The following is a 25229-nucleotide window of genomic DNA, read 5'->3' on the forward strand; positions in this document are numbered from 1 at the left end:
CAGTCATAATACGTTCATGCTTGATTTTTGTTGATCGAAATCTTTCTCTTCTTTCGTGAGCTTGATGCCGATTAGCGATTTGATTCGTATGGCAGTCAATCGAATAGTGTAGTTGTTCTTTAAAATTCTGCCGTTTTCGTTAAAGGCACGACCTTTCCAATCTTTTTCGTTTGAACGGCTCCAATCAATATCTTTAAATTTTGTAAGGTAGGCTGTCCATGTATCAGGTTTTTGTTCAATTAAAGAGCGCGCAACTTCAGCCGCTGCTTCGATAAATAAACCTTGACCCGCAATTGAAATCATACGTAAATCACGAGGGGAGATTTCTTTATTAAATACTTGTTCCCATTCATGAATACTATTGCATAGAGTTAGCCAAAACGTTTTGATGTTCAATGCGTCTTCTTCAGTTAAAAGAGCACCTTTTTTCTTATTAATTAGTCGTTTATTTGCATTATAAATATGATTTAACGCTAAAAGTTTTGGTGAATTCTTGGAGAGGGACGTTTTCTCCATTTCTGTATACCGTTTTAACAACGGAATCTCTTCAACGATTTCTTTAGTTAGGAGCGATAACTGATCACGATGATCATATAAAATACCGATAGATGACGTTGTGTTAACGGCATGTCGATTCAAATCTGAAAAGATTTGTTGAGACCGTTCTAGACCTTCATCATGAAAGAATACAACAGAAATTGTTTCATTACCTAATTCAGGCATAATTTTTAAAGCCTCTTCAATCGCTGCTCTCCGGTGTTGACCATCATTTATTAAAAAACGAGAATCTAATGCGATCGAGAGCTTGCCTAAGTCTTTAAAATTCGGCTCATCCGAAAAAGGAGTGAACTGAATTTCACCATCAATAGAAGCTGTAAGTGATGAAAATACATAGTCCTTAGACTGATCTACAATGTAATTTGTGATATCTGGGACTCGAGATTTATTCAAAATTCGCTGTGAGCGATATTGTGGTGGGACTTCCTCTTCATCGAATAAGAAGATTTTTGGAATCAGTTTTAACGGGCACATAACGACGAAATATTCTTTTTCTGCCTGTTTTCCTCGTAATGCGGGGAAGTTATAGCTGAAATTAGGATCCATACAATATCCTCCTTCTATATATTACATATGATATTACGTACGTAACTTGTTGTTTTTATAATGAAAGTCTAACATATGTGTTCGTATAAAAATAGCGAACAGACTTTACAATATAGAAATTTCGATAAAAAATCTCAGCGGGAATCCGCTGAGATTAAGCTGTTAATAGTTTGATCAAAAAATCCTCCTCAAATAAATCGCTACTTGATTCTATAAGTGAATAAATGCTCATCGTACCTAGTTCGATATATTTTCGCATTGCATCACGAATGTCTTTTTCCTCTGTAATTTCCTTTTGCATGTCATTGATGATTAAATGCTTACCCAGGAGATAGTCATTTCCATTGATAATCGCACCCATATCCCATGTACCAGATTTAAGTTCCTCGGGTAATGACGATTGATTATTAAAATTTTCAATCCCGTGCATTAAACATATTTTTACGACAAAAGGTCTAGCGTCTTTTGGGGCATAGTGATCCAAGTGTTGAATAATTTCATCGATTCTGTCTTTTGTAATTTTAGATAGTTTTATTCCTTTTGAGTCCATAATTTTTTATCCTCTCACAATTTCGAAGTAACCCTCACGAATGAGTGTATATTTATCGTTTTGGTTATAGTCCAACATAATCTGTTTTGAAGTATATTCTTTCATTAGATTCACATATTCAGGTGTGATTTCGGTATCCGTGGAAAGAATAACAACCTGTTTACTAATATGTTTGTAGAAATGTTCAACTAAATTTCTTCGGTGATAACTATCGAGACGCCCGAGAGGTGTATCAATAATCATAGGTAGGTCTAAGTCAGCAGCTTTAATCATTGCCCAAATAAATGCCGAAGAGATGATTTGCATTTCACCAGCTGATCGTTCTTCTATAGCGATTTCTGCACCTCGTTCATTTTCGATTCGAATCATCATCATATTTCGGTCAATGAATGCTCTACCGAATTCGTCCTGTTTCCGCATAAGGGTATTGAGCATTTCATTAAACTCACGGCTTATCACATCGATTTTCCAATGCAGTACTTTCGTTGCGTACTCTTCAATTGCAATTTTAATTTCACCGATAATTTTTACATCGTCTGCTAAATCAATGGCATTTGATGCAGTAGACTTAGTACCTTTTAATTTTGCTTCAATCGAACGGATTTCTTGAATGCACTCTTGTTCTTTTTTCTTTAGCTTCATATAAAGATTTTTCGCTTTTCCAAGCATTTCTGTCGTCTCTTGGATGTTTTTATCTTCCTCATCAACACTGACAGCAGAGGGTGCAAGTTCGATTTTTTGCTGTAACTGATCAATCGAATATTTAATATTGTTCGACTTTTTGATTAACTCAACAATCTGTTGTTTGATTGTCCCCGCGTTGATATTCATTAAGTATCTGCGGTCGTTCGGAGAAAGGTCGTGCCAAATGTTTTGGTCTTCTTGCTTGATTGGAGTACGGGTTGTTTCTTTTGATAACCAAATCCCTTTCCCAATCTCTTCAACTTGACGAAGCTGTTCTTCGGTCAACGGTGGATCGATTGGTTCAGATAAAAGTTTAGACATGAATTGGTGGTAAGGCGCCAATACTTGTTCAATTTTTTGTTGGTCTGAAATGATTTGTTGTTCAGCTGTTAAGCGTTCGTTTAAGAGTCTGATTTTTTTGGATGCAAAAGATGGAATTGCCTGCTCAGCAAACAGTTTCGAGATTTGGTCCATTGTTTGTTTATATTGAACCTGCGATGCACTCATTGAAGCAGCAAATTCCTCACGTGATTCACTGTTTTGCGTTAACTTGTCGTTCCGAAGTTTTTTATAATAATCAAGTTTTTTATTATAAGTAGAAACTCGCTCTTCACTCTTGCTTCTTTTTTCAGACCATTCACTAAGTTGTGCTTTAAGGTCTGTAATTTTTTTGTTGAATTTTAACAACTCCGTACTCTTTTGAGCGACTGCGAGTTCGTTTTGCTTGCGGGAATAAATTTTGTCTAAGTCGTTTTTTAAAATATTAAAATGTAAGAATCCATTCATACGCTCGATGGTTACCTTAAAGTCTGTAGAATTTCGAGATGAAATAATACGTCGAATTTCTTCACCATCAAAGATTAAAAATTGAGAGGCGTCAAATGGAATCAATTTATCAATTGTTCGATTAAAATCATCCACATTGTGTGGAGTGATCTCTTCATTTCGTTTTGGACGTGCTGCACCAATCGTTCGTTTGCTGAATGTTTTATTCTCGGATACAACCCGCTTCTTGCTATCATATTGCCAAACCACTTTGATTTCATAATGATGACCATCACCTGGTTCGAAAATCAGTGAAGCACTAGCTTCTCTTCCACCCTTTTCAAAAAAAGAGTTATTAATAGTATTAGTGAACTGTTGCTGGAATTCAGCATCCGTCATTCCTCGTCTACCAAATAGTAAGTACCGAACGGCTTTTAAGATTGTCGTTTTGCCTGCACCGTTCAACCCACCAATTAAAACGATGTTTTTCTCATCTGTATGTGTATCGAAATTGATTGTTTGCGTATTTAAATAAGTTTTGTAATTATTTAATTGGATCCGCACAAACTTTAAGCCTGACTTTTTAGAATTACCAATAGATTGAGTTAGAGAATTACCTTTTTTAATCAAATACTTTAATTCTTCTTCTAACTCTTTTTGTCTTTTTGTTGGAGTCATTGCTTCCCCATAGTAATTAGCTTTCGATGTTGTGAGAATGTTTTGAAGAAGATTAGGGGAAAGGTCATGCCGTAAAGCAACTTCCTCTAAAATCTCTCTTTCAGTGTTGTAAATCTTTTGGTTCATATCGATTTCCTTTCTTCCAAACATGAGATATTCAGGTCTATATTCCTATTATAAAGGAAATACATCTAAAAACCTGTAACTTTTTTAGAAAGGGTATGGATAAATTAGGTATACATAATTGCTAATTATATAAGGAGATGAAAGATGTGAAACGCCTATTACTACGCAAAATCCAATTCGCCCTCCAACACCACGGTGGGACAGCATCTTTAAAAGACATTTATGCGTATGTCGAAAAATCATACTATCAACTCGAGCTCGATCGATATAAAGATTGGAAAGGGCACGTCAATAAACAGATTCGTGCGCATTCCAGTGATTCGGCGAGCTTTACCGGAAAAGAAGACCTCTTTTATTCCACGGGAAATAAAGGCATTTGGGGTCTTAGACAATCCAATAACTAACGAGAGCGGGACCAATTTCACTTGGTTCCGCTTTCAATGTTTACAAAACATCACACCCTATTGTCACACAATGTTCATTACTGTACACTTCGATATTGTGTGCTAAAAATTATGTTAGGGGTTAGTCAATGGAACTAGTACAGCAATTATCTCAAATGCAACTGATCAACCAATTCTGGTTGCTTATGGCCTTCGTCATTCCAATGGTCATTTTATCTCGTATGGTCGTGGCTGGGACGCGTTTTTCGCCGATCCTCGTCATCGTCATCTTCGGTCTCGGTCTCGGATTCGGTATGGTCGAGCTCGGTATCGCGACACCGGGTCTTCCTGAATTCCCGCTCGTCGACTTCTTGTCACGGACGACAATCATCGCGTTAGTCGTTTCGTTCTTCGTCGGTGGACAAGAACTTCGTAAAATCTTGAGTAAACAAGAGCTCGACATGGAGGACATCGTCGTTCCTTCTAAAGAGGAAATGTTCCTCGGGACAGGACGTACGCAGTTCATCTTCATCCTTCGTTCGTTCTTTTTGCTCGTCGGTTTGGAAGGATTCTTCCGTATGGCAATCGAGCCAGGTACGGCAGAAGGGATTGCGCTTTACTACCCAATCCTCGCACTCCTCGGTCTCGCGGTGTCGTTCTTACTCATCGACCATAAAGCACAGATTCAGGACAAGAAAGTATACATGCAAAAAGGTGTCATCGAGACAGTCCTCTTGCTTGTCATCTTGTTCGTCTCGTTCTTGATTGCGACAGCGGTTCAGCCGATTATCGCATTGCCGCAAATCTTCTTCGCGATGTTGATCTCGTCAGCACTCGGTGCCATCTTCCATAACTGGACGTACGGACCGACAGTCCGCGCGCTTCTCTTCGCAGGGATTCCGGTCGTCTTGGCTGCTAACTTCATGGTTGGTGGTTCACGAATCGGTGACGCGTTCGCCATCGAAGGCATGAACTCGATTCTCGTGTACGGTTTCTTCGGTCAGTTGTTCTGGATGTTCGGTGGAATCGCACTCATCATGTGGTTTGCTCGTACGGGTCACATCCGTAACCTCGCGCCAGGTATGGCAGGGTCACTTTCACACAGTGGTCTCACAGGAGCGTGTACGGCTGGTGACTTCGGTCAAGTAGCAGCGAAACGTGCGCCGATCATGATCAACATCCCGTTCTTCGGACATATCTTCGTCTTCTCAATCCTCGCGGTCAGTGCCGACAACGGTGCGCTCTGGATTTGGCCGACAGCCATCATCGTTTTGGTCGGTCTCGTACTCACTGCGCTCGCGTTGAAAAACTTACGTGCGGCGAACGGGGAAGACTTCAAAGAAGTCAAAGCCCTTATGCAGTTCTCGTTCGGATGGCAGATGATGGCCGTCTTCGGTGGTCTCGTTATCTTGGCGTTCAGCACAATTGCGTTTGATTACACGACGATGGCACAATCGTCAGCGATCTCGCACTTCGGCTTGTTCGCAGCGGTTCAAGGTGGAATGTTCGGAACGGAAGCGTCACTTCTCATCCCGCTCATCTTCTCGATGCCGTTCCTCGTGCACCCAATCGTCTTCTACATGTTCGGGAAAGCGCTCGACAACAATGGCGAAATGCCACGTGTACCGGTATATGCGATGGCGCTCGTTGGTGTCGTCGGTGTATCTGCAGCGATTTTCGTTTTGTAAGACATTAATTCCGCTCTGGCTTCGGTCAGGGCGTTTTTTTTGATGAAATCGATATGATGAACAATTAACTGTGAAGAGGGGGAACGTGTATACATAGTCGCTCATTACTTTAGTTGAATGAATTGTAATTAGGGTCTGGATTTTAAATAATCTTATAGATGAGCTTGACTAAGCAGTCATAATCTACTTCAAAGAACTATATTTTATTCAATTTATAGGTGAAATTGTGACTTGCGCAAACAAATTAAAGTTGTAAAGAAATCTCGTTTACTATGAAAAAATATTTTATTTGTACAAGACGAAAGAACATTTCGATTTTCTATACAAATTAGTACTGAATCCACTGTAAAAAGTAAAACAGAGAACCATTCATTGTTTGAGGTGATGATTTTCTGTTGAATAGCATTTAATAAAATAATAAGTCACGATACTCTGATTAAATGCAAGTTAGATAATAATCATCTTAATATTTTTTAACGCGCTATAAAGTGTTTTTAATTTTCGATGTATTGAATCAATCCATTTCCATACTGATTAATTGGACCTAAATTTATAGAGTTTTGCTCTAATTTTGCTATTAAGTTTTTTCTTTCTTCATTGTTGAATAATAAGGAAACAACAGCAGTGGCATATGCGGTTGAAAAAGATGTTCCTGATTGAGATTCGATTTTACCGTCTAGGTTTAGAACAGGCACTTCCACTCCTGGTGCTACAAAATCGACTTTTCCTTTAGCGGCATATGCATAGATTGATTTATTTTTATCAATAGCAGAAATAGATAGTACTTCTTTATAGCGGGCAGGGTAATCTGTCGATAAACCGAGTGTATTACCAGCAGCTGCTAAGATTATGATTCCGGCATCGTGGGCCCTCTTAATAGCATTCTCTAAAGATTTATCATGATGGGAAAAACCGTAGCTCATGTTAATGATGTCTACGTTTTGTTTTATAGCCCAATCAATTCCTCTAACTGTATTATCAAGTTCTCCGTTTGCTTGGTCATCTAAGGTTTGAACATCATACAAATGTATATTCTCGTTGATTCCAATCTTTGAATTTTCAAAAGAGGTAGCGGCGATGATACTTGCAATCATAGTTCCGTGAGGATGTATAGCTGAAGTATTCGAAGAATTATCTAGCGTATTATACCGTTTGATAACGTACTTATGTAATTGAGTAATATCACTATTGATTCCTGTATCCATTATCGCAATCTTAATTGGTTGTTTAGAGGATGATAATTTGTTTTTTGTTAACGAAAGAGCACAATGCGTCCAATTTTGTTCACACTCCATTCCTCGCTTGATATTCGTTGAACGATCACTCCCTGTTACGATTGTTGAAATCAAAACTACTACTGCTAGAGTGCATATTTTAAGTTTGATCATATTGATTTTCCTTTCTGAGTAAAACTTAATACTGAATAAAAAACGCTATTTTAAAGTTTATATTGAGTCTTTCTTTTCTTAAATTACTTCTTTATATTTTTTGATAATTGTTTGTTTCATTCTTAATTTAAAGAATCTGAATATACCAAGGCTACTACACAATTTGATAACGTGTTTTACCAACTATCAGTTCGTACGATGAGATTCATGAAAAAGTAAGAGAAGATAGTTATTTTAAACACTAGATATAATAAGTAGAGTGGATATTTTTAATTAAAGCCATTAAGGATAAAAACGTAAGTAATAAACGATGTTCGTCTGTTCTTTTCATAAAAAAAAGTACTGCTGCCAACGTGATAAATCCGAAAGGCGCAAGAAAGTAACTTGCGACAATGTTCAAAACCAATGCACAGTGTCTCATCTCAGATCGAACACTATTTTTTCGGACGCTTATTTTCTCTTCAGTAAGAACTGAATTTTCAAGAATATTGTCTAAAGAAACGTTATAGATTTCACAAAGTAATTTCAAATTTTCAATATCTGGTATAGATTTACCATTTTCCCATTTGGATACTGCTTGCCTGGTGATGTTAAGTTTGTCAGCAATTTGCTGTTGTGAATATTTATTTTCTAATCGTAACTGTTTTAATCTCTTTTTCAATTTACAGTTCATAACTCTTTACACCCCTTAAAAGACTGATACGACAACAATGCCACTATTAGTTTACATTAAAAAAACCAATGAGGAACCGATAGTTTCTTTTTTGAAAAGCTAGTATAGTTCAGAATGATTATATGATTTGTAAGATAAATACATTGAATAAAGATGGGGAGGGAGTAATTTTATTGGAAATAGTCACTGCTATTTTCTTTTCTTATTTTGTCAAACAAATCAGTACGATTATTTATTAGGGTTATTCGATTTTAGAAAACAGGGGGATATATTATGAGAAGTTTAATAACAAAATTAATTGTAATTACATTAATATTTAGTTCAGTAATCAGTGGTTCCAACGTTTCGGCATCAGATTCAAAAAAATCAGAGATAAATATAATCGAAGAAAAAGTTCAAGAAATCCAGAGTAATCCGTCTTCTACAGAAGATATTGATGTTCAAGAAGAGTTAGGGTTGAATGATGAAAATTTGGACATGAAATTATTAACGTCAGGTTCTCAAGATGTCCTAGTAAATTCGAATATTGAAATCGATAATCAAAGCATTGAATCGAATATTATTTTTAATGAAGAGGATTTAGAGATTAAGGCTACTATCTCTTCAAATGATACTGAAAATAGTATTAAAGAAGTTTATACTGTAGAAATCAATAGGATCGAAGGGGAGAACTTCGAGGGGGAAATCAGGAGCTTAAATAGTGGTGAAACATTTTCTGTAAATACGATTGAAGCTTCTGCATCTGTACTTCCGGCTCTAATCCCGCTTATTCTTAGAGCTGGTCTGCAATACGTGATTAAGCATTACGGTAAAAAAGTCGCTATGCAGGCTATGATTGATTTAGGAGTTTCACAAATTACAAAAGCGTATGGTGGAGTAGTTAAAGATGCTAAAAATGGTAAAGGTAAGGTAATTACGATACCAAATAAGAAGCAAGAAATTGTTATTCGATTAATGGAAGCTGGATCCGGTGGGCGTAAAGAAGCATATTGGAGAATGTCTGTCGGTAACAAGGCGTTAAACCGAGCCGGTAACTTTTCGAATAACGCTTCTGAAACTCACATTACATTGCAAGAGTCATCTCCATCAACCATTATTTCGCTTATAAAAAAATTTAAAAAGTGAATGAGGTAAGGGAAAATGAATGAGAACGAAATCAAAATGAATGAGTCTTTAGAATTCTTGGTCAACGGTTGGGAAATTGCAAAGTTAGATATCGATTACTTCAATGAGACGATTACACTCTTGGTAGAAAGTGTAAAACAGCAATCTATATTAAAAACACGAGTTTCTTTCAAAGAGGTTCTTTCATACTATGTTTATCAAGAAGAAGTCGTTTATAATGAAGATCCTTATGAAACGTATAGACTTAACAACCGTGAGAAAGATGATAGTTCTTTCGTCAGCGAGATTGGTTATCACCCAAATGGATTTGCACACATAAAAATTAAGAGCTTAGATTCTGAATTAACAGCGATTGAAGAAATAACATCAAAGACTAACTTATATTTTCAAGTGAACAACAAAGATCATTTCTTTATCGAATGCAATGTCATTGAAATCAATGACGAGACTTTTGAAGACTTGATTCAAACGAGCGATAGTTTAAGAATTACTTAATACTTTTCCAGTCATACAAGGAACGGATGTCTACTAATGATGGCTATCTACCTTTTCTTGAAGAAATACCTGTCGAAACTGTTGTTATCAAGAATCTTTCCATTGTACTGGAACGATGACACTCAATAAAAAAGCGTCCGACCATTTCTCAGGTCGAACGCTTTTTCTGTCATCACATATACATCGAGATCAACGTCAAGATGGCGAGCCCACCTTGTGTCAGGATAATCTTCTTGTCACTCGTGATACTGCCATATAGGGCAACGAGAATAATATAGGTCAGGATCATGGTGACAACCTCGACGGGGTTGGGGGAGAGGTAGAGTCCGTACAAGAGTCCGACCCCGATCAATCCGTTATAGACGCCTTGATTTTTGAACAAAACCGACACCGAGTCTCTCGTCAGCTCGTCTTTCGATAGACGGAAGACGCGTGACGTCGACGAGGATGCTGTCGCAATCGTCTCTAAGTAGAAGATATAGAAGAATTCGATGGCGACAAGCGTCCCGAGCACAAGGGTGAGCGTCGACATATTAGTTGACCGCTGCTACTTGTACGACTGGTTTTGCAGACACGTAGTTCGCCACGTTTTGTGCGAAGTCGATGAGAACTGGGTTTTGGTTGTGCTGCTCGAGAGCGGCTTGGTCTTCCCAGTTCTCGATCATGACGAAACGGTTCTCGACAGATGTTGACTCGTATAGGTCATATCCGACACAGCCCGCTTCTTGTTTTGATGAGTCAATCAAGATTTGGATATCGCGCAAGAAGTTCTCGCGTTGTGAAACTTGGATATCGAATGTGGCGTTGACTAAAATCATGGTTGATTCCTCCGATTGTTTAATGAATTATTTGAATGATGTGACCGTTTGAGCGTCAAGACGGACTGATTCGTAACCTTCTTCTGCTGCTTTCCCTACAGACAAGATCATGACTGGTACATAACGGTCTTTGTCGAGACCGAACGCTTCTGCGAGTTGGTCTTTCTCGAAACCACCGATTGGGTTCGTGTCATAGCCGTGTGCACGGGCTGTGAGCATGAATTGCATCGCTGCGAGACTCGCATCGATTTTCACGATGTCGTTCATCTCTTGTTTCGAGAGGTTTTTGTAGTAAGGGATGATTGCGCCGAGCTGTTGGTCACGCACTTCTTGTGGCATTTTGCCTTCTGCGACCGCTTGATCGTAGATTTGTTCGCCGTACTCGTAGCACTCCATGTCTCCGAAGATGAGGAGCATCGCTGCAGACGAATCGTTTTGACGTGTGTTGAAACGGATGAGTGGTTTGAGCGTCTCTTTCGCTTCTGGGCTCTCGATGACGACGAAGCGCCATGGTTGCATGTTGACAGATGATGGGGCAGTCGTTGCTTCTTGAATCATCTCGAGCATTTCTTCTTGTGAGATTTTCACGTTCTCGTCATAGACACGGATTGATTTACGACCGAACATGACGTCTGTAAATGTATTGTTTTCGAATGTAGTTGCCATTGGTGAATTCCTTCTTTCTCTGTTTAGGCGTGACTGTTCAATTTTTGAAGCAGTCCGGATAAGTGTTGAATCTCTTCAGCGGACAAGGCTTGTAAGACGAGGTGGTTGGCCTGTTCGTCTCGTTCGCAGTGCCCGAGGTCTTGCTCTGCTTTCTCTGTCACACGGACGAACATCTCGCGATGGTTCTCCGCGTTCCGCTCTCTGACGACAAATCCTTTCTCTTCAAGGATTTTCAAATGTCGAGTGATGGCGGCATTGTCGATTTTCATCTCTTCTTTAATCGCACGTTGCGAACAAACGCCTCGTTCTTTGACGACTTGTAACATCTCGTAGCGGGTCAGGCTGAATCCTGTCTCCCGTTCGAACGACGATGCGACGTTTTGTTCCGCCAACTTGATTTGGTAAAGTAATCGGCTGATTTCACGTAGGTCCATTGCGTCCCACCTTTCTCGATTGACTTATCAATCGTTGACTTGTCAAACGATACAACGTTTTGGATTGCCTGTAAAGTCAAACGCTCAAAAAAAGACGACACCGAAATTTATCGTGTCGTCTCCTCTTCGATGGGAGTGCCATCAAATCGATATTCTGTCGTGAATGTCGTCTCGTCGAATCCATACATTCGGTCGTAGGCATTCAAGTCCTCAATCGTCCGCACGTCGAGGAAGGACGGGTCGATGTCAGACGCTTTGCGCGTGAACATCATGTACCGTTCTGTGTAATCGTCATTTCCTCCAGGCTTCCCGTCGAACGAGAAGTGAATCGAATAGACGTCGGATTCCACTTCACGGATGACATCGAGGATTCGTTGTTTCTGTTCGTCCGTATTGTTCCAGTCTTCATGAAACATGATCGAGACGTCGAGATACGTCTTCGGATTCGTATCATAGATGGACGTCGGGGTCGGGCTGACTTTTGCTTGCGCATCATCGGACACTCCGGTCGGTACTTCCGCACGGACAGTCTCTTCTTCTTTTATGATTCCTTGCGACACGAGTCGCTCGTGAATCGTCCGCTCTGCCTCGCGTTCCCAATACGTCTCGAGCACGTTATCGTGGATGGAGCCGTCACCATACGTTTCAAGATAGTAAGTTCCAGCGAATGGTTCTTTCGTCAATGTCATTTCCCCGATATAACCGCCCATATGCCAGTCGCGAGACAGTTCGATATCGGCTTGTTCGTTGTACGTTTCCTTCACATACGCCATATAAGTCTCCCTTGCCTCTGACTTTTCAAGCGTCGTATATACGAAGAGGCTGCCAGCAAGAAACCCACCAGCCATACCTGCCAGTAATCGTTTTTTAATCATTTCGTCACCTCTCGTTCAATCTACCTGATATTGAAGGAGAATACCTCGGTCCAAAGTCTTATTCAAATCATTTCCATTTCGCTGTAAACTAAAAGTGCCCTCAAAGAACTATTGTAATTGCGTGTACTAATACATATAATACACTTAAAGAGTAACATTGATTATGAGAGGGTGTGACCCATGTTATACAAAATCGATATGAAAAGTTCAGAACCGCTATACGAGCAAATCGTCAATCAAACGAAAGAACTTGTTATCCGTGGAATTTTACGACCAGGAGATAAGGTGATGTCCGTGCGTGAACTCGCCACCGATCTCGTCATCAATCCGAATACGGTCAGTAAGGCGTATCAGGAGTTGGAACGGCTCGGGCTGCTCGAGATGCGACGTGGACGTGGGACGTTCGTCTCCGAGGACTGGGTGGACGATGATGCGGCACGTGAGCCGGTCATCGCCTCGATCAAAAAGATTGCGATCGATTGCCACTATGCGAACGTGCCGTTAGACGAAGCCATTGACGTATTGCGAACGGAATATGAGAAAGTAGGGAAATCCAATGCTGAAAGTTGAACAGTTAAGTAAAAAAATTGACCGTCAAACGATACTCGATGGCATCGACTTTACGGTCGAATCTGGAGAAATCATTGCGCTCGTCGGACGTAACGGTGCCGGTAAGACAACGCTTCTCCGGACGATGGTCGGCATCATTCGCCCAGATATGGGCGACGTGCTCTATGGTTCGAAGAGTATCTTTAAAGATGCGGGATTGAAGCGTGACGTCATCTTCGTACCGGATTCAGCCGATGCGCTCAAAAATTATACGGTGAACGAGGCGACGGACCTGTATGAATCGATTTATCCATCCTTCAACCGTACCGTCTTCCGTGAGACATTGACACGATACAACATCGACAACAAAAAGATCCGCCAGCTTTCTAAAGGACAAAAGGCACTCGTGACGTTATCACTCGCCTTCGCCGTCCAAGCGAAGTACTACCTGCTCGACGAACCGACGGACGGACTTGATGTCGTCGCCAAATCCGATGTGTTAAAACTGATGATTGCCCAAGTCGAGAATCGGAACTGCTCGATCATCGTCTCAAGTCACCAACTCCATGAACTCGAACGCATCGCTGACCGCATCATCATGATTGAGAATGGACGTGTCAAAGCGATCTTGTCACTCGAAGAGGCACGTGCCCTCAGCATCAAGTGGCAAGTCGTCTTCAACGACCATGTCCCGGTCGAACTGCTCGAACGAAAAGATATCGAAATCATCAGCGTGACGGGACGTGTCGTGCTATTCATGGCGAAAGAACGGACGGAAGAGCTCGAAACGTTCATCGATTCATATAATCCGATGCTCATCGAAGAGATTCCGATGTCTCTTGAAGACGTCTTCCGTGTCCAGTTAGGAGGAGAAGCCCATGTTGTCTAAAGTATTGTTAAAGAAAGATTGGAAACAAGTGTCGTTGCTTTGGATGCTGCTCGTCTTCTTAGGCGTCGTCGCCTTCACTGTGCCGGCTTGGACACAATTCGAACAGTTTGATGAGCAGATTAAAGATGCACGAGCGAATTCTGTAGATTACGGGATCCCGTTTGAAGAACGAGATCGCCTGACGGTTGAGTCCTTCTTCGACCCTGATTCGAGTTTAGCTTTCTATCTTGGTGACATAGGTGATGTCATTCCGGTAGGACCAGTTGTATTCTTATTCGTCGTGTTTAGTGCGCTCATGGCCACGTCGCTCATTGGTGCCGAACGAAACAGTCAAATGTCGGACTTTTCGATGTCGCTCCCCTTCACCCGCACCCAGCTGTACATATCAAAATGGGTGTTGGGGGCAAGTGGGATTATCATGTCCACGCTGTTAGGAAGTATCGCGATGTTTGCATTGGTCGCCACTTCCCGTTATTCCTTCTTATTAGAAGGGACCGTATTTAAATCGATCGTGATCGTCCTGTATATCGCCTTGATTGGGATCTCGTTATTCTCGTTGGCTTTATGGATGGGATCGTTCGGTGGGGAATCGATTTCTCAATCAGTGTGGTCGTTTGTCGCCTTGATTTTCCCGTTAGGAATTCTCGCATTGATTCAAGGATCAGCTTACTCGCTGACTGGTCGAGGTGATGCGTTGGGTTGGTTAATTGATTCAGCTTATGAAAGTGTATTTATTCAAGCCATCTCACCACTCGGTAACTTGATGAATTTATCTTTATATGAATACATTCGATCCGATCAGTATTGGCAAGAGTTCGTCACGATTAGCATTCCATCGTCTATCGTCTTTATCGTCTTGTCATTATGGTTAGGAGCTTGGATGTACAATCGTGCACCGCAAGAAAACAACGGTCGTTTCTTCATGTTCAACAACTGGTTATGGCTCGTCCACATTATCATCGTTGGATGTATCGCGATGTTCACAGGAATTGTGTTCACGACATTCACGTATCAAGCGAACAGTATGTTGTACATCGTAGGCTTTGTGATCGGAGCGTTCTTAGCACACTTACTCGCTAAACGTTTGCTTTACCGCTTCAACTTGAGACTCAAATCGTAAGGAGGGACACCTATGAAACGCTTCTGTCTGTTGTTCGTACTCGTCATTTCACTGGCAGGATGTATGAACCCGGAACCGGACGCCTTTGAATACAAAGGGGCGAAAGTCGGGGACAATGCAGCCGTCGTCGGCATTGCCGGAAGTTTGCCGCTACATGAATGCTATCGATCGGTCGAACTGCAGACGAAGAAGCGTCCTTATGGGTTGACCGTCCGTTACGAAGACCCGGGTATGGAACGAGCGGAACAAGAACATCTGGCGATTCGGAATGCGGCTGCCTATTTCACCCTCATCCCGAACGCCGAAATCGTCCGTTTTGCTTTCCCGAACCGGACCTATGCCTTCTCTCGACCTGAAATGGAGGCATGGTTCGGGACTGACTTCTCAAATATTCGTCATGAAAAAGAATTGCAACAACTCATGAATCAGAAGCTTGAAAAACTGGATTCGAAAGATTCCTATTTTAGGCGGGTATGACAGCGATTGGATGACAAATCCAATCGCTTTTTTTGATATTTTCTGAAAATTATCGGGTAAAGGGTAGATGAAAGCGTTTTCTTAGCATTATAATAGGGTTAACTGAATGAGTATTCATTTCCAAGGAGGAACAGCGATGAACAAACCGTGGTTACAAGATTATCCAGAAGGAATGCCCCAGTCAATCGATTATGAGGTAAAGCCGCTCTATGAGGCGTTGTCTCGTGCAGCAAAGGATTATCCAAATCGTACGGCCGTCTCCTTTATCGGAAAGGAGTGGACATTCGCGGAAATCGATGATGCCGCACGTCGACTCGGAACGATGCTTCAAGCGAAAGGGCTTGAAAAAGGCGACCGCGTCAGCCTCATGCTTCCAAACTGTCCTCAATACGTCATCTCGTTCTATGCCGTACTCTATGCAGGAGGGACGGTCGTCCAGACGAACCCACTCTATACGGAACGTGAGCTAGAAAACCTCGTCACGGACGCAGGCGTCAAAATCGTCATCACCCTCGATCTGTTATATCCGAAAACGCTTCGCGTCAGTGAGAAGACAGAGATTCAAACCGTGATCACGACGAGTATCGCTGATTACTTACCATTCCCTAAAAACAAACTGTATCCAATCAAAGTGAAACGTGAGAACAATATCGTCATCGATACGACCGGATCGACGCCGTTCAAAAATTATAAAGACTTTAACCCTATCACGCCACTCGACATCGAACCGAAGGAAGATGTCGCCGTTCTTCAATACACTGGGGGGACGACGGGACTTCCGAAAGGCGTCATGTTGACCCACTTCAACTTGACGGCGAACGCGGATCAAATCACGAACTTATTCTATAAGTATAATCGCGGGGACGAGAAACGCGTCTTGTGTGTCGTACCGTTCTTCCACGTCTATGGGATGTCGTGCTGTCTGAACTTCGGGGTCACGAACGGCTATGAGCTCGTCCTCGTACCACGTTTCGAAGTGACGGATGTCTTGAAGACGATTCAGAAGAAAAAGCCACACTTCTTCCCGGGTGCACCAACGATGTATGTCGGAATCTTGAACGACCCGAAACTGAAGAAGTACGATTTGTCTTCGATCGAGGCATGTATCTCGGGTTCGGCTCCGCTTCCAATCGAGGTGCAAGAGGAATTTGAGAAGATTACGGGTGGTCGCATTGTCGAAGGGTACGGTTTGTCTGAGACGTCGCCGGTTACGCATGCGAACTTCTTGTGGGATAAACGGATTGTTGGCTCGATCGGTGCCCCGTTATCGGATACTTCTGCTAAAATAGTAAAAGCAGACGGAGAAACAGAGGCGGACATCGGTGAAATCGGGGAGATCATGCTGAGCGGTCCACAAGTCATGAAAGGCTACTGGCAGAAACCGGAGGAAACGGCAGCCGTCTTGAAAGATGGGTGGCTCGCAACTGGTGACCTCGGCTACATGGGCGAGGACGGGTTCTTCTATATTGTCGACCGGAAGAAGGACATGATCATCGCAGGTGGCTTTAATGTCTATCCGCGTGAAATCGAAGAAGTCCTCTACGAACATCCAGCCGTGAAGGAAGCGGTCTGTATCGGTGTCCCAGATCCATATCGGGGTGAGACGGTCAAAGCGTTCATCGTCCTTCGCGATGGCTCGAGTGTGAAGGAAGAAGAACTCGACAAACATTGTCGTGAGAAGCTTGCGGCCTATAAAGTGCCGAAGTTGTATGAGTTCCGCGACGAGTTGCCGAAGACGTTCGTCGGTAAGATTTTACGCCGTGTCCTCGTCGACGAAGAGAAGGCCAAACAAGTGAAACAAAGCAGTTGACACCAAGCGTACGCATGATAGAATAATAAATGAATGAACCATCATTCATTTTTCTGCAACGGTAAGGAGCTTGGGGTTAATGACAAATCATATTTCGAAAAGTGACCGAATCATTGATGCGGCGGTCAAAGTAATTGCCAATCATGGCTATCACGGTGCAAAGGTGACAGCCATCGCCAAAGAGGCGGGTGTCGCGGACGGCACGATCTATTTGTACTTTAAAAACAAGGAGCATCTCTTAATCGAATTGTTCCAAGCGAAGATGGGGCTGTTCATCGACTACTCGAAACAACAAATCGAGAGCGAGACGTCAGCCGGGAGTAAGTTGTATCAGTTGATTGAATCACATTTAAAGCAACTGTCGGCAGATTACGACCTCGCCGTCGTGACACAAATCGAACTTCGGCAGTCGAACTTGGTACTTCGCCAAAAAATCGGAGAAGTGCTCAAACCGTATTTGAACTTAATCGATTCTGTCGTCAAACATGGAATCGAGACAGGAGAGTTTGACAAGGATTTAGACTATCGACTCGCCCGTCAAATGATTTTCGGCACAATCGATGAGGTTGTGACGAGTTGGATGGCGAGCGGCTTCAAGTATGATCTGTTGTCGACGCTTCCAAATGTGCACCATATGTTGAAAAAAGGGCTTACGTAACAGTGAGCCCTATCACTAGCTCAAAAAATGAATGCTGATTCATGAATGATGGGAAAGAATTGACTAAAGGGGGATCAACCATGAATATTTTTGTTTTGCTGAAACGTACGTTTGATACTGAGGAAGCGATTCAGCTCGAAAATGGGGAAATTCAAGAAGATGGCGCTGAGTTCATCATCAACCCGTATGACGAATATGCGGTCGAAGAAGCGATTCAAAAACGTGACGCACTCGGGGGAGAGGTCACGGTCGTCACGGTAGGACCAGAAGACGCGGATAAAGAATTGCGTACAGCGCTTGCGATGGGAGCGGACAAAGCCGTTCGTATCTCAATCGAGGACGATGTCGAGGATGCGGACCATGTCACGATTTCAAAAGTGCTCGCCACATACTTGAAAGAACAAGACGCGGACCTCATCTTCGCAGGAAACGTAGCAATCGATGGCGGTAGCGGACAAGTCGCACCACGTGTCGCAGAACTTCTCGACATGAACTACGTGACGACGATCACGGCTCTTGAAATCGATGGTACAACGGCTACGGTAACACGTGACGTCGAAGGGGATACGGAAGTGATCGAAGTCGCACTCCCACTTCTCGTGACGGCACAACAAGGGTTGAACGAGCCACGTTACCCGAGCTTGCCAGGAATCATGAAGGCGAAGAAGAAACCGCTCGAAGAACTCGAACTCATGGACATCGATCTCGATGAAGATGAAATCGAAGCGAAAATCGAGACGATTGAACGATTCTTGCCAGAAGAGAAGAAAGCAGGCCGTATCCTTGAAGGCGACATGTCGACACAAGTGAGCGAACTCGTACAACTTCTTCGCACGGAAGCGAAAGTCATTTAAGGGGGAGATCATAAATGAAAGCTTTAGTACTCGCAGAAGCGCGTGAAGGCGCGTTACGTAACGTATCATTCGAAGCCATCGCTGCGGCGAAGCAATTGACAGACGATGTGACGGCAGTGGTGATTGGGGATCACGTGCAATCACTCGCACAAGAACTCGGGGAGTATGGTGCAAGCCGCGTCCTCGTCGTCGAAGATGATCGCCTCAAGCATTATACGCCTGACGGCTACGGTCAAGTGCTCCGCCAGTTGATCGAGCAAGAAAATCCGGAAATGATCGTTCTCGGGCACACGGCTCTTGGAAAAGACATCGCCCCGAAACTTGCGGCACGTCTCGATGCCGGACTCATCAGTGACGTTGTCTCCATCGAAGGAACTGGACGTGATGCAGAGTTCGTGCGTCCAATCTACTCAGGGAAAGCGTTCGAAAAAGTGAAGTTCAAAGATTCGGTCATGTTCTTCACAATCCGTCCAAACAACATCGATGCACTCGCACGTCAAGCAGGCGCGAGCGTCTCTGTTGAAACGCCAGCCGTCGAATTGAAAGACCTCGTGATGATCGTCAAAGAAGTCGTGCGAAAAGCGACTGGGAAAGTGGATTTGGCGGAAGCGAAAGTCATCGTCGCAGGTGGACGTGGCGTCAAGAGCGAAGACGGGTTCAAACCACTTGAAGAGTTGGCAGAGCTTCTCGGAGGCGCGGTCGGTGCTTCACGTGGAGCATGTGACGCCGACTACTGCGATTACGCACTTCAAATCGGACAGACGGGTAAAGTTGTCACACCGGACCTCTACATCGCATGCGGAATCTCAGGAGCGATTCAACACTTGGCTGGGATGAGTAACGCGAAAGTCATCGTCGCCATCAACAAGGACCCAGAAGCAAACATCTTCAGCGTGGCAGACTACGGCATCGTCGGCGACTTGTTCGATATCGTCCCGATGTTGACAGAAGAGTTCCGTAAGCACCTCGTCAATAGCTAATAAGCAAAACGTTTTGGGGTTGTTACCCTCCGTGGTATACTCTGAACATGAATTGCATGAGAGTTCTCTATCAGGACTCTCTCATCTTATTGGGGAGGTTTTTACAAATGGCTATTAAACACGCAACGACTCAATCGTTTGAACAAGATGTAAAAGAGGGCGTCGTCCTCGTAGATTTCTGGGCAACTTGGTGTGGACCGTGTCGCATGATCGCGCCAGTTCTCGAAGAACTCGATCAAGAAATGGGTGACCAAGTCCAAATCGTGAAACTCGACGTCGACGAAAACCCTGAAGTCGCAGGTGCTTTCCAAATCCAAAGTATCCCGACACTCATGATGTTCAAAGATGGTGAGCCTGTTTCGAAAACAATGGGCTTCCAACCAAAAGAAGCATTGAAAGAGTTTATCGCGACAGCACAATAATTGCGTAGCAGCCGATTGAGATCGGCTGCTTTTTTGTTTTACTGAGTAGAAAAGAAGGAAAAGGAGAGGCAAGTAGGGAATAAGTTGAGTTATTCCACGCACCCTCAATCCGGTCATATTCCGATACATAACGTCTGATTTCAAATTTTTTTTGAAGAAATTCCGTCAGCTTCCTTCATATTTAACAGATTCGGAATTTTGACGGGGGAGCGCTTGAACTGGAAGCTTTTATCATGGAAACAGACCGAAAATTTACGCTATACTCATGAGGAAGACATGATGGAGTCAAGTGACCTTACTTTACGGCTCAATCTATTGTACGACTCTGTTCGAAGGAGGAATTTTCTTGTCGCTGTTACATTTAGCTATTTTGTTGCCGCTTCTTGCGGCACCATTCATCCCGCTTTTGTTCCGGGGGATGAAACAAATTCATACAGGCTGGTTCGTCTTGATCGTTCCGGTCGTGCTCGTCACCTACTTCGCCGGATTCATTCCGATCACGAGTGCAGGGGACGTCGTGACAGAGACGATTGCGTGGATGCCATCCCTCGGGATTAACTTCACGGCATACGTCGATGGACTCAGTCTCTTGTTCGCCCTTCTCATCACGGGAATCGGCGCACTGGTCGTCCTTTATTCGATTTACTATTTGAATAAGGACAAAGAGTCGCTCGGGCATTTTTACGTGTATCTATTGATGTTCATGAGTGCGATGCTCGGGGTCGTTCTCTCGGATAACATGATTGTCATGTATATGTTCTGGGAGCTCACATCGATTTCATCATTCCTGTTGATTGGATATTGGTATGAGAAAGAACGTTCCCGCTATGGAGCGCAGAAGTCGATGCTTCTCACCGTGTTCGGCGGATTGTCGATGCTCGGGGGGATCGTCTTACTCGAATCGATGGTCGGTTCGTACAGCATTCGCGATATGGTCGCGAACTCGGGCGTCATCGCCGAGAGTCCATTCTTCCTCGTCGCGATGATTCTCATCTTGCTCGGGGCGTTCACGAAGTCAGCGCAGTTCCCGTTCCACATCTGGTTGCCTGACGCGATGGAAGCACCGACTCCGGTCAGTGCGTACCTCCACTCAGCAACGATGGTCAAGGCGGGTCTCTACCTTGTGGCCCGCATGAGCCCGGTGTTCCAAGAATCATCCGTCTGGCTATGGACGATTGCCGGAGTCGGGATGTTCACGATGTTCTGGGGTTCATTCAATGCCGTGAAGCAGACCGACCTGAAGGGAATCCTAGCGTTCTCGACCGTCAGTCAGCTCGGGTTGATCATGTCACTCCTTGGACTCGGAGCGGCGGCGCTCCACTATGACGGCATGGATGACAACATCTTTATGGTCGCGACGATTGCGGCGATCTTCCATTTGATCAACCACGCGACGTTCAAAGGCTCGCTCTTCATGATGGTCGGGATTGTCGACCACGAGACGGGCACACGTGACATTCGTAAACTCGGTGGTCTGATGACCGTCATGCCGATTTCATTCACGGTCGCCGTCATCGGTTCGTTATCGATGGCTGGTCTTCCGCCATTTAACGGATTCTTGAGTAAAGAGATGTTCTTGAAGGCGACGACGAAAGTCTTCTCGGCCGACTTCTTCGCGCTCGATACGATTGGGATTCTACTCCCGATCATCGCCTTCGTCGGAAGTGTGTTCACGTTCATCTACAGCATCATGCTGTTCACGCGGACGTTCATGGGCAAGGCGAAGTTCGATCAATTGCCGAAACAACCGCATGAGGCACCGATCGGCATGTTAATTTCGCCGGTCATCCTCGCGATTCTCGTTGTTGGTCTCGGGTTCTTCCCGAACGTGTTGTCGAACTCGCTCATCAAGCCAGCCGTCGAGTCGATCTATCCGACACTCGTCGCGCAAGGGCAAGATGTTAAAGTAGATATTTACTTCTGGCACGGTTTGACGCCTGAACTATATATGACAATCGGGGTGATCCTTCTCGGTTCATTGCTGTTCTGGCAAATGGGTAAATGGATGGGCATCTACAACCGCATCCCACATCGTTTGACGCTCAACGGGATGTACGATGGTACGCTCGTATGGTCGAACAAGGCGGCATATCGCTTTAAAGACAACTACATGACTGGTTTCATCCGGTCGTACTTGATCTATATTTTCGTCTTCCTTTCAGGTATGATGCTCTTCAGCATCTGGTGGTTCGACATGTACCGCTTCTCGTTTGAGAACCTGGCTGAGATTGCACCTTATGAATATGTGCTCGGAGCTGTCGTCATGCTAGCGGCGCTCGCGATTCTCTTCATGAAGTCGCGTCTCCCGTCCATTATCCTACTTGGGGTCGTTGGATATGGAGTGGCACTGTTCTTCGTCTTCTTCGGTGCACCGGACTTGGCGCTCACGCAGCTCGTCATCGAGACGGTCTCGGTCGCATTGTTCTTGCTCGTCTTCTATCACATGCCGGACATCAGCAAGAAGGAAGTACGGATGCGTTTCAAAGTCGGGAATGCCATCGTGGCTGTTCTCGTCGGGACGACCGTGACGCTTCTCAGCTTCATGGCGCTCACAAACAAATCGCTCACTTCGATCTCAGAGTATTACAAAGAGAACGTGTATGAGCTTGCAGCAGGTAAAAACATGGTTAACGTCGTTCTCGTCGACTTCCGTGGATTTGATACCTTGTTTGAAATCGTGGTTCTCGGGATTGCGGCTTTCGGAATCTACACGATGATTAAATTTAGAACAACACGACGTACGAAAGGAGAAGGTGAACATGAAGCAAAACAGCAGACGCGTCAATGACGTTATTTTGCAGACGGCCGCGATTATCATTTTCTTCATCATTGTCATCTTCTCCATCGACTTGTTCTTTGCCGGTCACTATTCACCAGGTGGAGGATTCATCGGTGGATTGATGACATCCGCGGCACTCGTCTTGTTGCTACTCGCATTTGATTCGAAGACGCTCGCGAACGTGCTCCCGATCGACTACCGTCTCATGACGGCGACCGGATTACTGATTGCCCTTGCGACAGGTCTTCACTCGGTTTTCTTGGGTCGTCCGTTCTTGACGCACGCATACGGGAAGTTTGACTTACCACTTCTCGGTGAACAGACCCTTCACACGGCGATTGCGTTCGACTTAGGGGTTTACCTTGTAGTCATCGGAATCACGTTGACGATTATACAAACGATTGGAGAGAGTGAATAATGGAAATCTTCGTTAGCATCATCATCGGTGTCCTGACGATGTGTGCCGTCTATCTTGTTCTCTCAAGAAGTTTGTTACGCATCATCATCGGCACTGCCTTGTTCAGTCACGCGGCACACCTTCTCGTCTTGACGACGGCAGGTTTGAAGACAGGGGCTGCCCCTGTTCTCGTCGACGGTGTGACGGAATTCACAGACCCGTTACCGCAAGCGCTCGTCTTGACGGCAATCGTCATCAGTTTCGGGGTGACGGCGTTCTTCCTCGTACTTGCCTACCGCACGTATCAGGAGCTCAGCACGGACAATATGGAAGAAATGAAAGGAACAGAATCGTATGATTAACTTACCGGTCTTTCCAATCGTCATTCCTGCGCTTGCGGCCATCCTTATGATGTTTATGCCAAAACGGGTCCAGCTGCAGCGCGCAATGGCTCTTGGAGCTTTAGTTATTACGGCGATCGTGTCACTCTTTCTCGTGCATACGGTCTCCACGGAGGGAATTCAAACTCTCAACCTCGGGAACTGGCAAGCACCGTTCGGCATCACGCTCGTATCGGATATGTTGTCAGCCCTACTCGTGACGACGTCGACTCTCCTCACGCTCTTCATCGTGTGGTTCGCCGTCCATTATTTCTCTGACTCATATGAAGGAAACTACTTGTACATCTCGATGCTCTTCTTGCTCGTCGGGGTGAACGGTGCCTTCACGACAGGTGATATCTTCAACTTGTTCGTCTTCTTTGAGGTCTTCTTGATGTCCTCATACGTATTGATTGTACTCGGTGGACGTGGCGTCCAGTTACGTGAGTCAATCAAATACTTGCTCGTGAACATCATCGCCTCGGCGCTCTTCGTCATGTCGGTCGCCTTGCTTTACGGTGTCACAGGTACACTCAACATAGCGGACTTGGCGATGAAGATCCCGCTTGTCGATAACCCGGACGTCATCACCGTCATCGGTGTGCTATTCGTCATCGTCTTCGGGATGAAAGGGGCACTCGTCCCACTTCACTACTGGCTCCCTGGAGCGTACGTGGTCGCACCGACCCCGATTCTCGCCATGTTCGGGGCTCTCTTGACGAAAGTCGGGGTGTACTCGATCTTGCGGACGTACACGCTACTGTTTGATGGGAACGGTGAGTTTTTACAGACGTTCCTCATGGTGCTCGCTGTCCTCACCATCTTCATCGGGATGACAGGGGCCATCGCCTATAACGACGTGAAGTTGATCATCATCTACAACATCATGATCGCGGTCGGGGTCATCTTGTACGGAATCTCGGTCAATACGCAGACGTCCCTTGAAGGGTCACTCTACTACTTGATTCACGACATGATTATCAAGGCGGTTCTCTTCATGCTCGTCGGGATGATGATTGGCATCACCAAATCCGGTCAACTCCGCGATATGGGTGGACTCATCACCCGTTTCCCGCTGTTCGGATGGACGTTCTTCGTCGCAGCGCTCTCGCTCGCTGGGATTCCGCCACTTAGTGGATTCTTTGGGAAATTGTTGATTGTCTCAGGCGGGATGGACGAAGGCGAGCTGTTCGGACCACTTCTCGTCCTCTTGTCGAGTCTCTTCGTCCTCTATTCGGTCATGAAGATTTTCTTGAACGGGTTCTGGGGCGAGGCGAAGCGCGAGTATGATGGACCGCTCGTACCGTATACGAAGCGTTTGATTGTACCGGTCTTCTTGTTGCTCATCATTGCGGTCGCATACGGATTTGGGGCAGAAGCCATCCATCCGTATATCACGCAAGCGATTGAGCCGCTCGTCAATCCAGAAATCTATATCGATGCCGTGATAAAGGAGTGAATG

Annotated in this window: 27 protein-coding genes; 17 read left to right on the top strand and 10 right to left on the bottom strand. The window is 44.4% G+C overall.

Features of this window, described 5'->3' with window-relative positions:
- Positions 1-3 precede the first annotated feature (3 nt).
- The 3 genes from dndB to dndD form a co-directional block, all read right to left on the bottom strand.
- Entirely contained in the window at positions 4-1104 is a 1101-nt protein-coding gene (dndB, locus tag KNO65_RS05830) for a DNA sulfur modification protein DndB (RefSeq protein ID WP_214782482.1), read from the bottom strand.
- A gap of 154 nt (positions 1105-1258) precedes the next feature.
- Positions 1259-1654, bottom strand: coding sequence for a hypothetical protein (locus KNO65_RS05835; RefSeq protein WP_214782485.1), 396 nt, complete (start codon positions 1652-1654; stop codon positions 1259-1261).
- A gap of 6 nt (positions 1655-1660) precedes the next feature.
- On the bottom strand, positions 1661-3907 hold the full coding sequence (gene dndD, locus KNO65_RS05840; protein WP_214782502.1) for a DNA sulfur modification protein DndD: 2247 nt from the start codon (positions 3905-3907) through the stop codon (positions 1661-1663).
- Between the two features lie 137 nt (positions 3908-4044).
- Between dndD and KNO65_RS05845 the strand changes: the two genes are divergently transcribed.
- Positions 4045-4311 (top strand): hypothetical protein, encoded by a 267-nt coding sequence (locus tag KNO65_RS05845; protein WP_214782505.1) that lies wholly within the window; start codon positions 4045-4047, stop codon positions 4309-4311.
- Between the two features lie 128 nt (positions 4312-4439).
- A complete protein-coding gene (locus tag KNO65_RS05850) occupies positions 4440-5978 on the top strand; it encodes a hypothetical protein (RefSeq protein ID WP_214782508.1) in 1539 nt (512 codons plus the stop codon).
- Between the two features lie 494 nt (positions 5979-6472).
- Here KNO65_RS05850 and KNO65_RS05855 read toward each other — a convergent pair whose 3' ends face one another.
- Together KNO65_RS05855 and KNO65_RS05860 are read right to left on the bottom strand one after the other, a co-directional pair.
- Positions 6473-7366: a S8 family peptidase gene (locus tag KNO65_RS05855; protein WP_214782523.1), complete on the bottom strand. Its 894-nt coding sequence runs from the start codon at positions 7364-7366 to the stop codon at positions 6473-6475.
- Between the two features lie 241 nt (positions 7367-7607).
- Complete coding sequence (locus tag KNO65_RS05860) at positions 7608-8039, bottom strand: helix-turn-helix transcriptional regulator (RefSeq protein WP_214782526.1); 432 nt, start codon at positions 8037-8039, stop codon at positions 7608-7610.
- 273 nt (positions 8040-8312) lie between these two features.
- Between KNO65_RS05860 and KNO65_RS05865 the strand changes: the two genes are divergently transcribed.
- Positions 8313-9164 (top strand): SAR2788 family putative toxin, encoded by an 852-nt coding sequence (locus KNO65_RS05865; RefSeq protein WP_074037570.1) that lies wholly within the window; start codon positions 8313-8315, stop codon positions 9162-9164.
- Positions 9165-9179: 15 nt separating this feature from the next.
- Positions 9180-9659, top strand: a complete 480-nt coding sequence (locus KNO65_RS05870; protein WP_074037569.1) for a YxiG family protein — start codon at positions 9180-9182, stop codon at positions 9657-9659.
- A gap of 172 nt (positions 9660-9831) precedes the next feature.
- Here KNO65_RS05870 and KNO65_RS05875 read toward each other — a convergent pair whose 3' ends face one another.
- The 5 genes from KNO65_RS05875 to KNO65_RS05895 form a co-directional block, all read right to left on the bottom strand.
- Entirely contained in the window at positions 9832-10191 is a 360-nt protein-coding gene (locus tag KNO65_RS05875) for a DUF1304 domain-containing protein (RefSeq protein ID WP_214782529.1), read from the bottom strand.
- Position 10192: 1 nt separating this feature from the next.
- Positions 10193-10477: a putative quinol monooxygenase gene (locus tag KNO65_RS05880; RefSeq protein ID WP_214782532.1), complete on the bottom strand. Its 285-nt coding sequence runs from the start codon at positions 10475-10477 to the stop codon at positions 10193-10195.
- A 27-nt stretch (positions 10478-10504) separates the two neighbouring features.
- Positions 10505-11143: a nitroreductase family protein gene (locus tag KNO65_RS05885; protein ID WP_214730761.1), complete on the bottom strand. Its 639-nt coding sequence runs from the start codon at positions 11141-11143 to the stop codon at positions 10505-10507.
- Positions 11144-11166: 23 nt separating this feature from the next.
- The gene (locus KNO65_RS05890) at positions 11167-11577 is read right to left on the bottom strand and encodes a MarR family winged helix-turn-helix transcriptional regulator (protein WP_214782535.1); all 411 of its coding nucleotides are present in this window, start codon (positions 11575-11577) and stop codon (positions 11167-11169) included.
- Between the two features lie 107 nt (positions 11578-11684).
- A complete protein-coding gene (locus KNO65_RS05895) occupies positions 11685-12452 on the bottom strand; it encodes a hypothetical protein (protein ID WP_214782538.1) in 768 nt (255 codons plus the stop codon).
- A 180-nt stretch (positions 12453-12632) separates the two neighbouring features.
- Here KNO65_RS05895 and KNO65_RS05900 point away from each other — a divergent pair, with 180 nt between their 5' ends.
- The 13 genes from KNO65_RS05900 (at position 12633) to KNO65_RS05960 (ending at position 25226) form a co-directional block, all read left to right on the top strand.
- Positions 12633-13022 carry a GntR family transcriptional regulator gene (locus KNO65_RS05900; protein WP_074037561.1) on the top strand — a complete coding sequence of 130 codons (390 nt, stop codon included), beginning with the start codon at positions 12633-12635 and terminating at the stop codon, positions 13020-13022.
- Entirely contained in the window at positions 13009-13890 is an 882-nt protein-coding gene (locus KNO65_RS05905; RefSeq protein WP_074037559.1) for an ABC transporter ATP-binding protein, read from the top strand. The genes KNO65_RS05900 and KNO65_RS05905 overlap by 14 nt, the downstream gene beginning before the upstream one ends.
- On the top strand, positions 13880-15010 hold the full coding sequence (locus KNO65_RS05910; protein WP_074037557.1) for an ABC transporter permease subunit: 1131 nt from the start codon (positions 13880-13882) through the stop codon (positions 15008-15010). The genes KNO65_RS05905 and KNO65_RS05910 overlap by 11 nt, the downstream gene beginning before the upstream one ends.
- Positions 15011-15022: 12 nt before the next feature.
- Positions 15023-15487 carry a DUF4825 domain-containing protein gene (locus tag KNO65_RS05915; RefSeq protein ID WP_214782541.1) on the top strand — a complete coding sequence of 155 codons (465 nt, stop codon included), beginning with the start codon at positions 15023-15025 and terminating at the stop codon, positions 15485-15487.
- Between the two features lie 136 nt (positions 15488-15623).
- Complete coding sequence (locus KNO65_RS05920) at positions 15624-17297, top strand: AMP-binding protein (protein ID WP_214782543.1); 1674 nt, start codon at positions 15624-15626, stop codon at positions 17295-17297.
- Between the two features lie 79 nt (positions 17298-17376).
- Positions 17377-17955, top strand: a complete 579-nt coding sequence (locus KNO65_RS05925) for a fatty acid metabolism transcriptional regulator FadR (RefSeq protein ID WP_074037553.1) — start codon at positions 17377-17379, stop codon at positions 17953-17955.
- Between the two features lie 80 nt (positions 17956-18035).
- Positions 18036-18809, top strand: coding sequence for an electron transfer flavoprotein subunit beta/FixA family protein (locus tag KNO65_RS05930; RefSeq protein ID WP_031421365.1), 774 nt, complete (start codon positions 18036-18038; stop codon positions 18807-18809).
- A 14-nt stretch (positions 18810-18823) separates the two neighbouring features.
- On the top strand, positions 18824-19789 hold the full coding sequence (locus tag KNO65_RS05935; protein WP_214782546.1) for an electron transfer flavoprotein subunit alpha/FixB family protein: 966 nt from the start codon (positions 18824-18826) through the stop codon (positions 19787-19789).
- Positions 19790-19896: 107 nt separating this feature from the next.
- Positions 19897-20211, top strand: coding sequence for a thioredoxin (trxA, locus tag KNO65_RS05940; RefSeq protein WP_015881090.1), 315 nt, complete (start codon positions 19897-19899; stop codon positions 20209-20211).
- A 346-nt stretch (positions 20212-20557) separates the two neighbouring features.
- Positions 20558-22999 (top strand): Na+/H+ antiporter subunit A, encoded by a 2442-nt coding sequence (locus KNO65_RS05945; protein WP_078146522.1) that lies wholly within the window; start codon positions 20558-20560, stop codon positions 22997-22999.
- A complete protein-coding gene (locus KNO65_RS05950) occupies positions 22971-23408 on the top strand; it encodes a Na(+)/H(+) antiporter subunit B (protein ID WP_015881092.1) in 438 nt (145 codons plus the stop codon). The genes KNO65_RS05945 and KNO65_RS05950 overlap by 29 nt, the downstream gene beginning before the upstream one ends.
- Positions 23408-23749 carry a Na(+)/H(+) antiporter subunit C gene (locus tag KNO65_RS05955; protein ID WP_015881093.1) on the top strand — a complete coding sequence of 114 codons (342 nt, stop codon included), beginning with the start codon at positions 23408-23410 and terminating at the stop codon, positions 23747-23749. Before KNO65_RS05950 ends, KNO65_RS05955 begins: the two co-directional genes overlap by 1 nt.
- Positions 23742-25226, top strand: a complete 1485-nt coding sequence (locus tag KNO65_RS05960; protein ID WP_074037548.1) for a Na+/H+ antiporter subunit D — start codon at positions 23742-23744, stop codon at positions 25224-25226. Before KNO65_RS05955 ends, KNO65_RS05960 begins: the two co-directional genes overlap by 8 nt.
- Positions 25227-25229: the final 3 nt, after the last annotated feature.

This window comes from Exiguobacterium sp. S3, assembly GCF_018617295.1.
Classification (GTDB): Bacteria; Bacillota; Bacilli; order Exiguobacteriales; family Exiguobacteriaceae; genus Exiguobacterium; species Exiguobacterium profundum.

Bases quoted from the DNA above. Each gene is read 5' to 3' on its own strand.
- dndB (WP_214782482.1), bottom strand. From the start codon at position 1,104: ATGGATCCTAATTTCAGCTATAACTTCCCCGCATTACGAGGAAAACAG.
- KNO65_RS05835 (WP_214782485.1), bottom strand. From the start codon at position 1,654: ATGGACTCAAAAGGAATAAAACTATCTAAAATTACAAAAGACAGAATC.
- dndD (WP_214782502.1), bottom strand. From the start codon at position 3,907: ATGAACCAAAAGATTTACAACACTGAAAGAGAGATTTTAGAGGAAGTT.
- KNO65_RS05845 (WP_214782505.1), top strand. From the start codon at position 4,045: ATGAAAGATGTGAAACGCCTATTACTACGCAAAATCCAATTCGCCCTC.
- KNO65_RS05850 (WP_214782508.1), top strand. From the start codon at position 4,440: ATGGAACTAGTACAGCAATTATCTCAAATGCAACTGATCAACCAATTC.
- KNO65_RS05855 (WP_214782523.1), bottom strand. From the start codon at position 7,366: ATGATCAAACTTAAAATATGCACTCTAGCAGTAGTAGTTTTGATTTCA.
- KNO65_RS05860 (WP_214782526.1), bottom strand. From the start codon at position 8,039: ATGAACTGTAAATTGAAAAAGAGATTAAAACAGTTACGATTAGAAAAT.
- KNO65_RS05865 (WP_074037570.1), top strand. From the start codon at position 8,313: ATGAGAAGTTTAATAACAAAATTAATTGTAATTACATTAATATTTAGT.
- KNO65_RS05870 (WP_074037569.1), top strand. From the start codon at position 9,180: ATGAATGAGAACGAAATCAAAATGAATGAGTCTTTAGAATTCTTGGTC.
- KNO65_RS05875 (WP_214782529.1), bottom strand. From the start codon at position 10,191: ATGTCGACGCTCACCCTTGTGCTCGGGACGCTTGTCGCCATCGAATTC.
- KNO65_RS05880 (WP_214782532.1), bottom strand. From the start codon at position 10,477: ATGATTTTAGTCAACGCCACATTCGATATCCAAGTTTCACAACGCGAG.
- KNO65_RS05885 (WP_214730761.1), bottom strand. From the start codon at position 11,143: ATGGCAACTACATTCGAAAACAATACATTTACAGACGTCATGTTCGGT.
- KNO65_RS05890 (WP_214782535.1), bottom strand. From the start codon at position 11,577: ATGGACCTACGTGAAATCAGCCGATTACTTTACCAAATCAAGTTGGCG.
- KNO65_RS05895 (WP_214782538.1), bottom strand. From the start codon at position 12,452: ATGATTAAAAAACGATTACTGGCAGGTATGGCTGGTGGGTTTCTTGCT.
- KNO65_RS05900 (WP_074037561.1), top strand. From the start codon at position 12,633: ATGTTATACAAAATCGATATGAAAAGTTCAGAACCGCTATACGAGCAA.
- KNO65_RS05905 (WP_074037559.1), top strand. From the start codon at position 13,009: ATGCTGAAAGTTGAACAGTTAAGTAAAAAAATTGACCGTCAAACGATA.
- KNO65_RS05910 (WP_074037557.1), top strand. From the start codon at position 13,880: ATGTTGTCTAAAGTATTGTTAAAGAAAGATTGGAAACAAGTGTCGTTG.
- KNO65_RS05915 (WP_214782541.1), top strand. From the start codon at position 15,023: ATGAAACGCTTCTGTCTGTTGTTCGTACTCGTCATTTCACTGGCAGGA.
- KNO65_RS05920 (WP_214782543.1), top strand. From the start codon at position 15,624: ATGAACAAACCGTGGTTACAAGATTATCCAGAAGGAATGCCCCAGTCA.
- KNO65_RS05925 (WP_074037553.1), top strand. From the start codon at position 17,377: ATGACAAATCATATTTCGAAAAGTGACCGAATCATTGATGCGGCGGTC.
- KNO65_RS05930 (WP_031421365.1), top strand. From the start codon at position 18,036: ATGAATATTTTTGTTTTGCTGAAACGTACGTTTGATACTGAGGAAGCG.
- KNO65_RS05935 (WP_214782546.1), top strand. From the start codon at position 18,824: ATGAAAGCTTTAGTACTCGCAGAAGCGCGTGAAGGCGCGTTACGTAAC.
- trxA (WP_015881090.1), top strand. From the start codon at position 19,897: ATGGCTATTAAACACGCAACGACTCAATCGTTTGAACAAGATGTAAAA.
- KNO65_RS05950 (WP_015881092.1), top strand. From the start codon at position 22,971: ATGAAGCAAAACAGCAGACGCGTCAATGACGTTATTTTGCAGACGGCC.
- KNO65_RS05955 (WP_015881093.1), top strand. From the start codon at position 23,408: ATGGAAATCTTCGTTAGCATCATCATCGGTGTCCTGACGATGTGTGCC.
- KNO65_RS05960 (WP_074037548.1), top strand. From the start codon at position 23,742: ATGATTAACTTACCGGTCTTTCCAATCGTCATTCCTGCGCTTGCGGCC.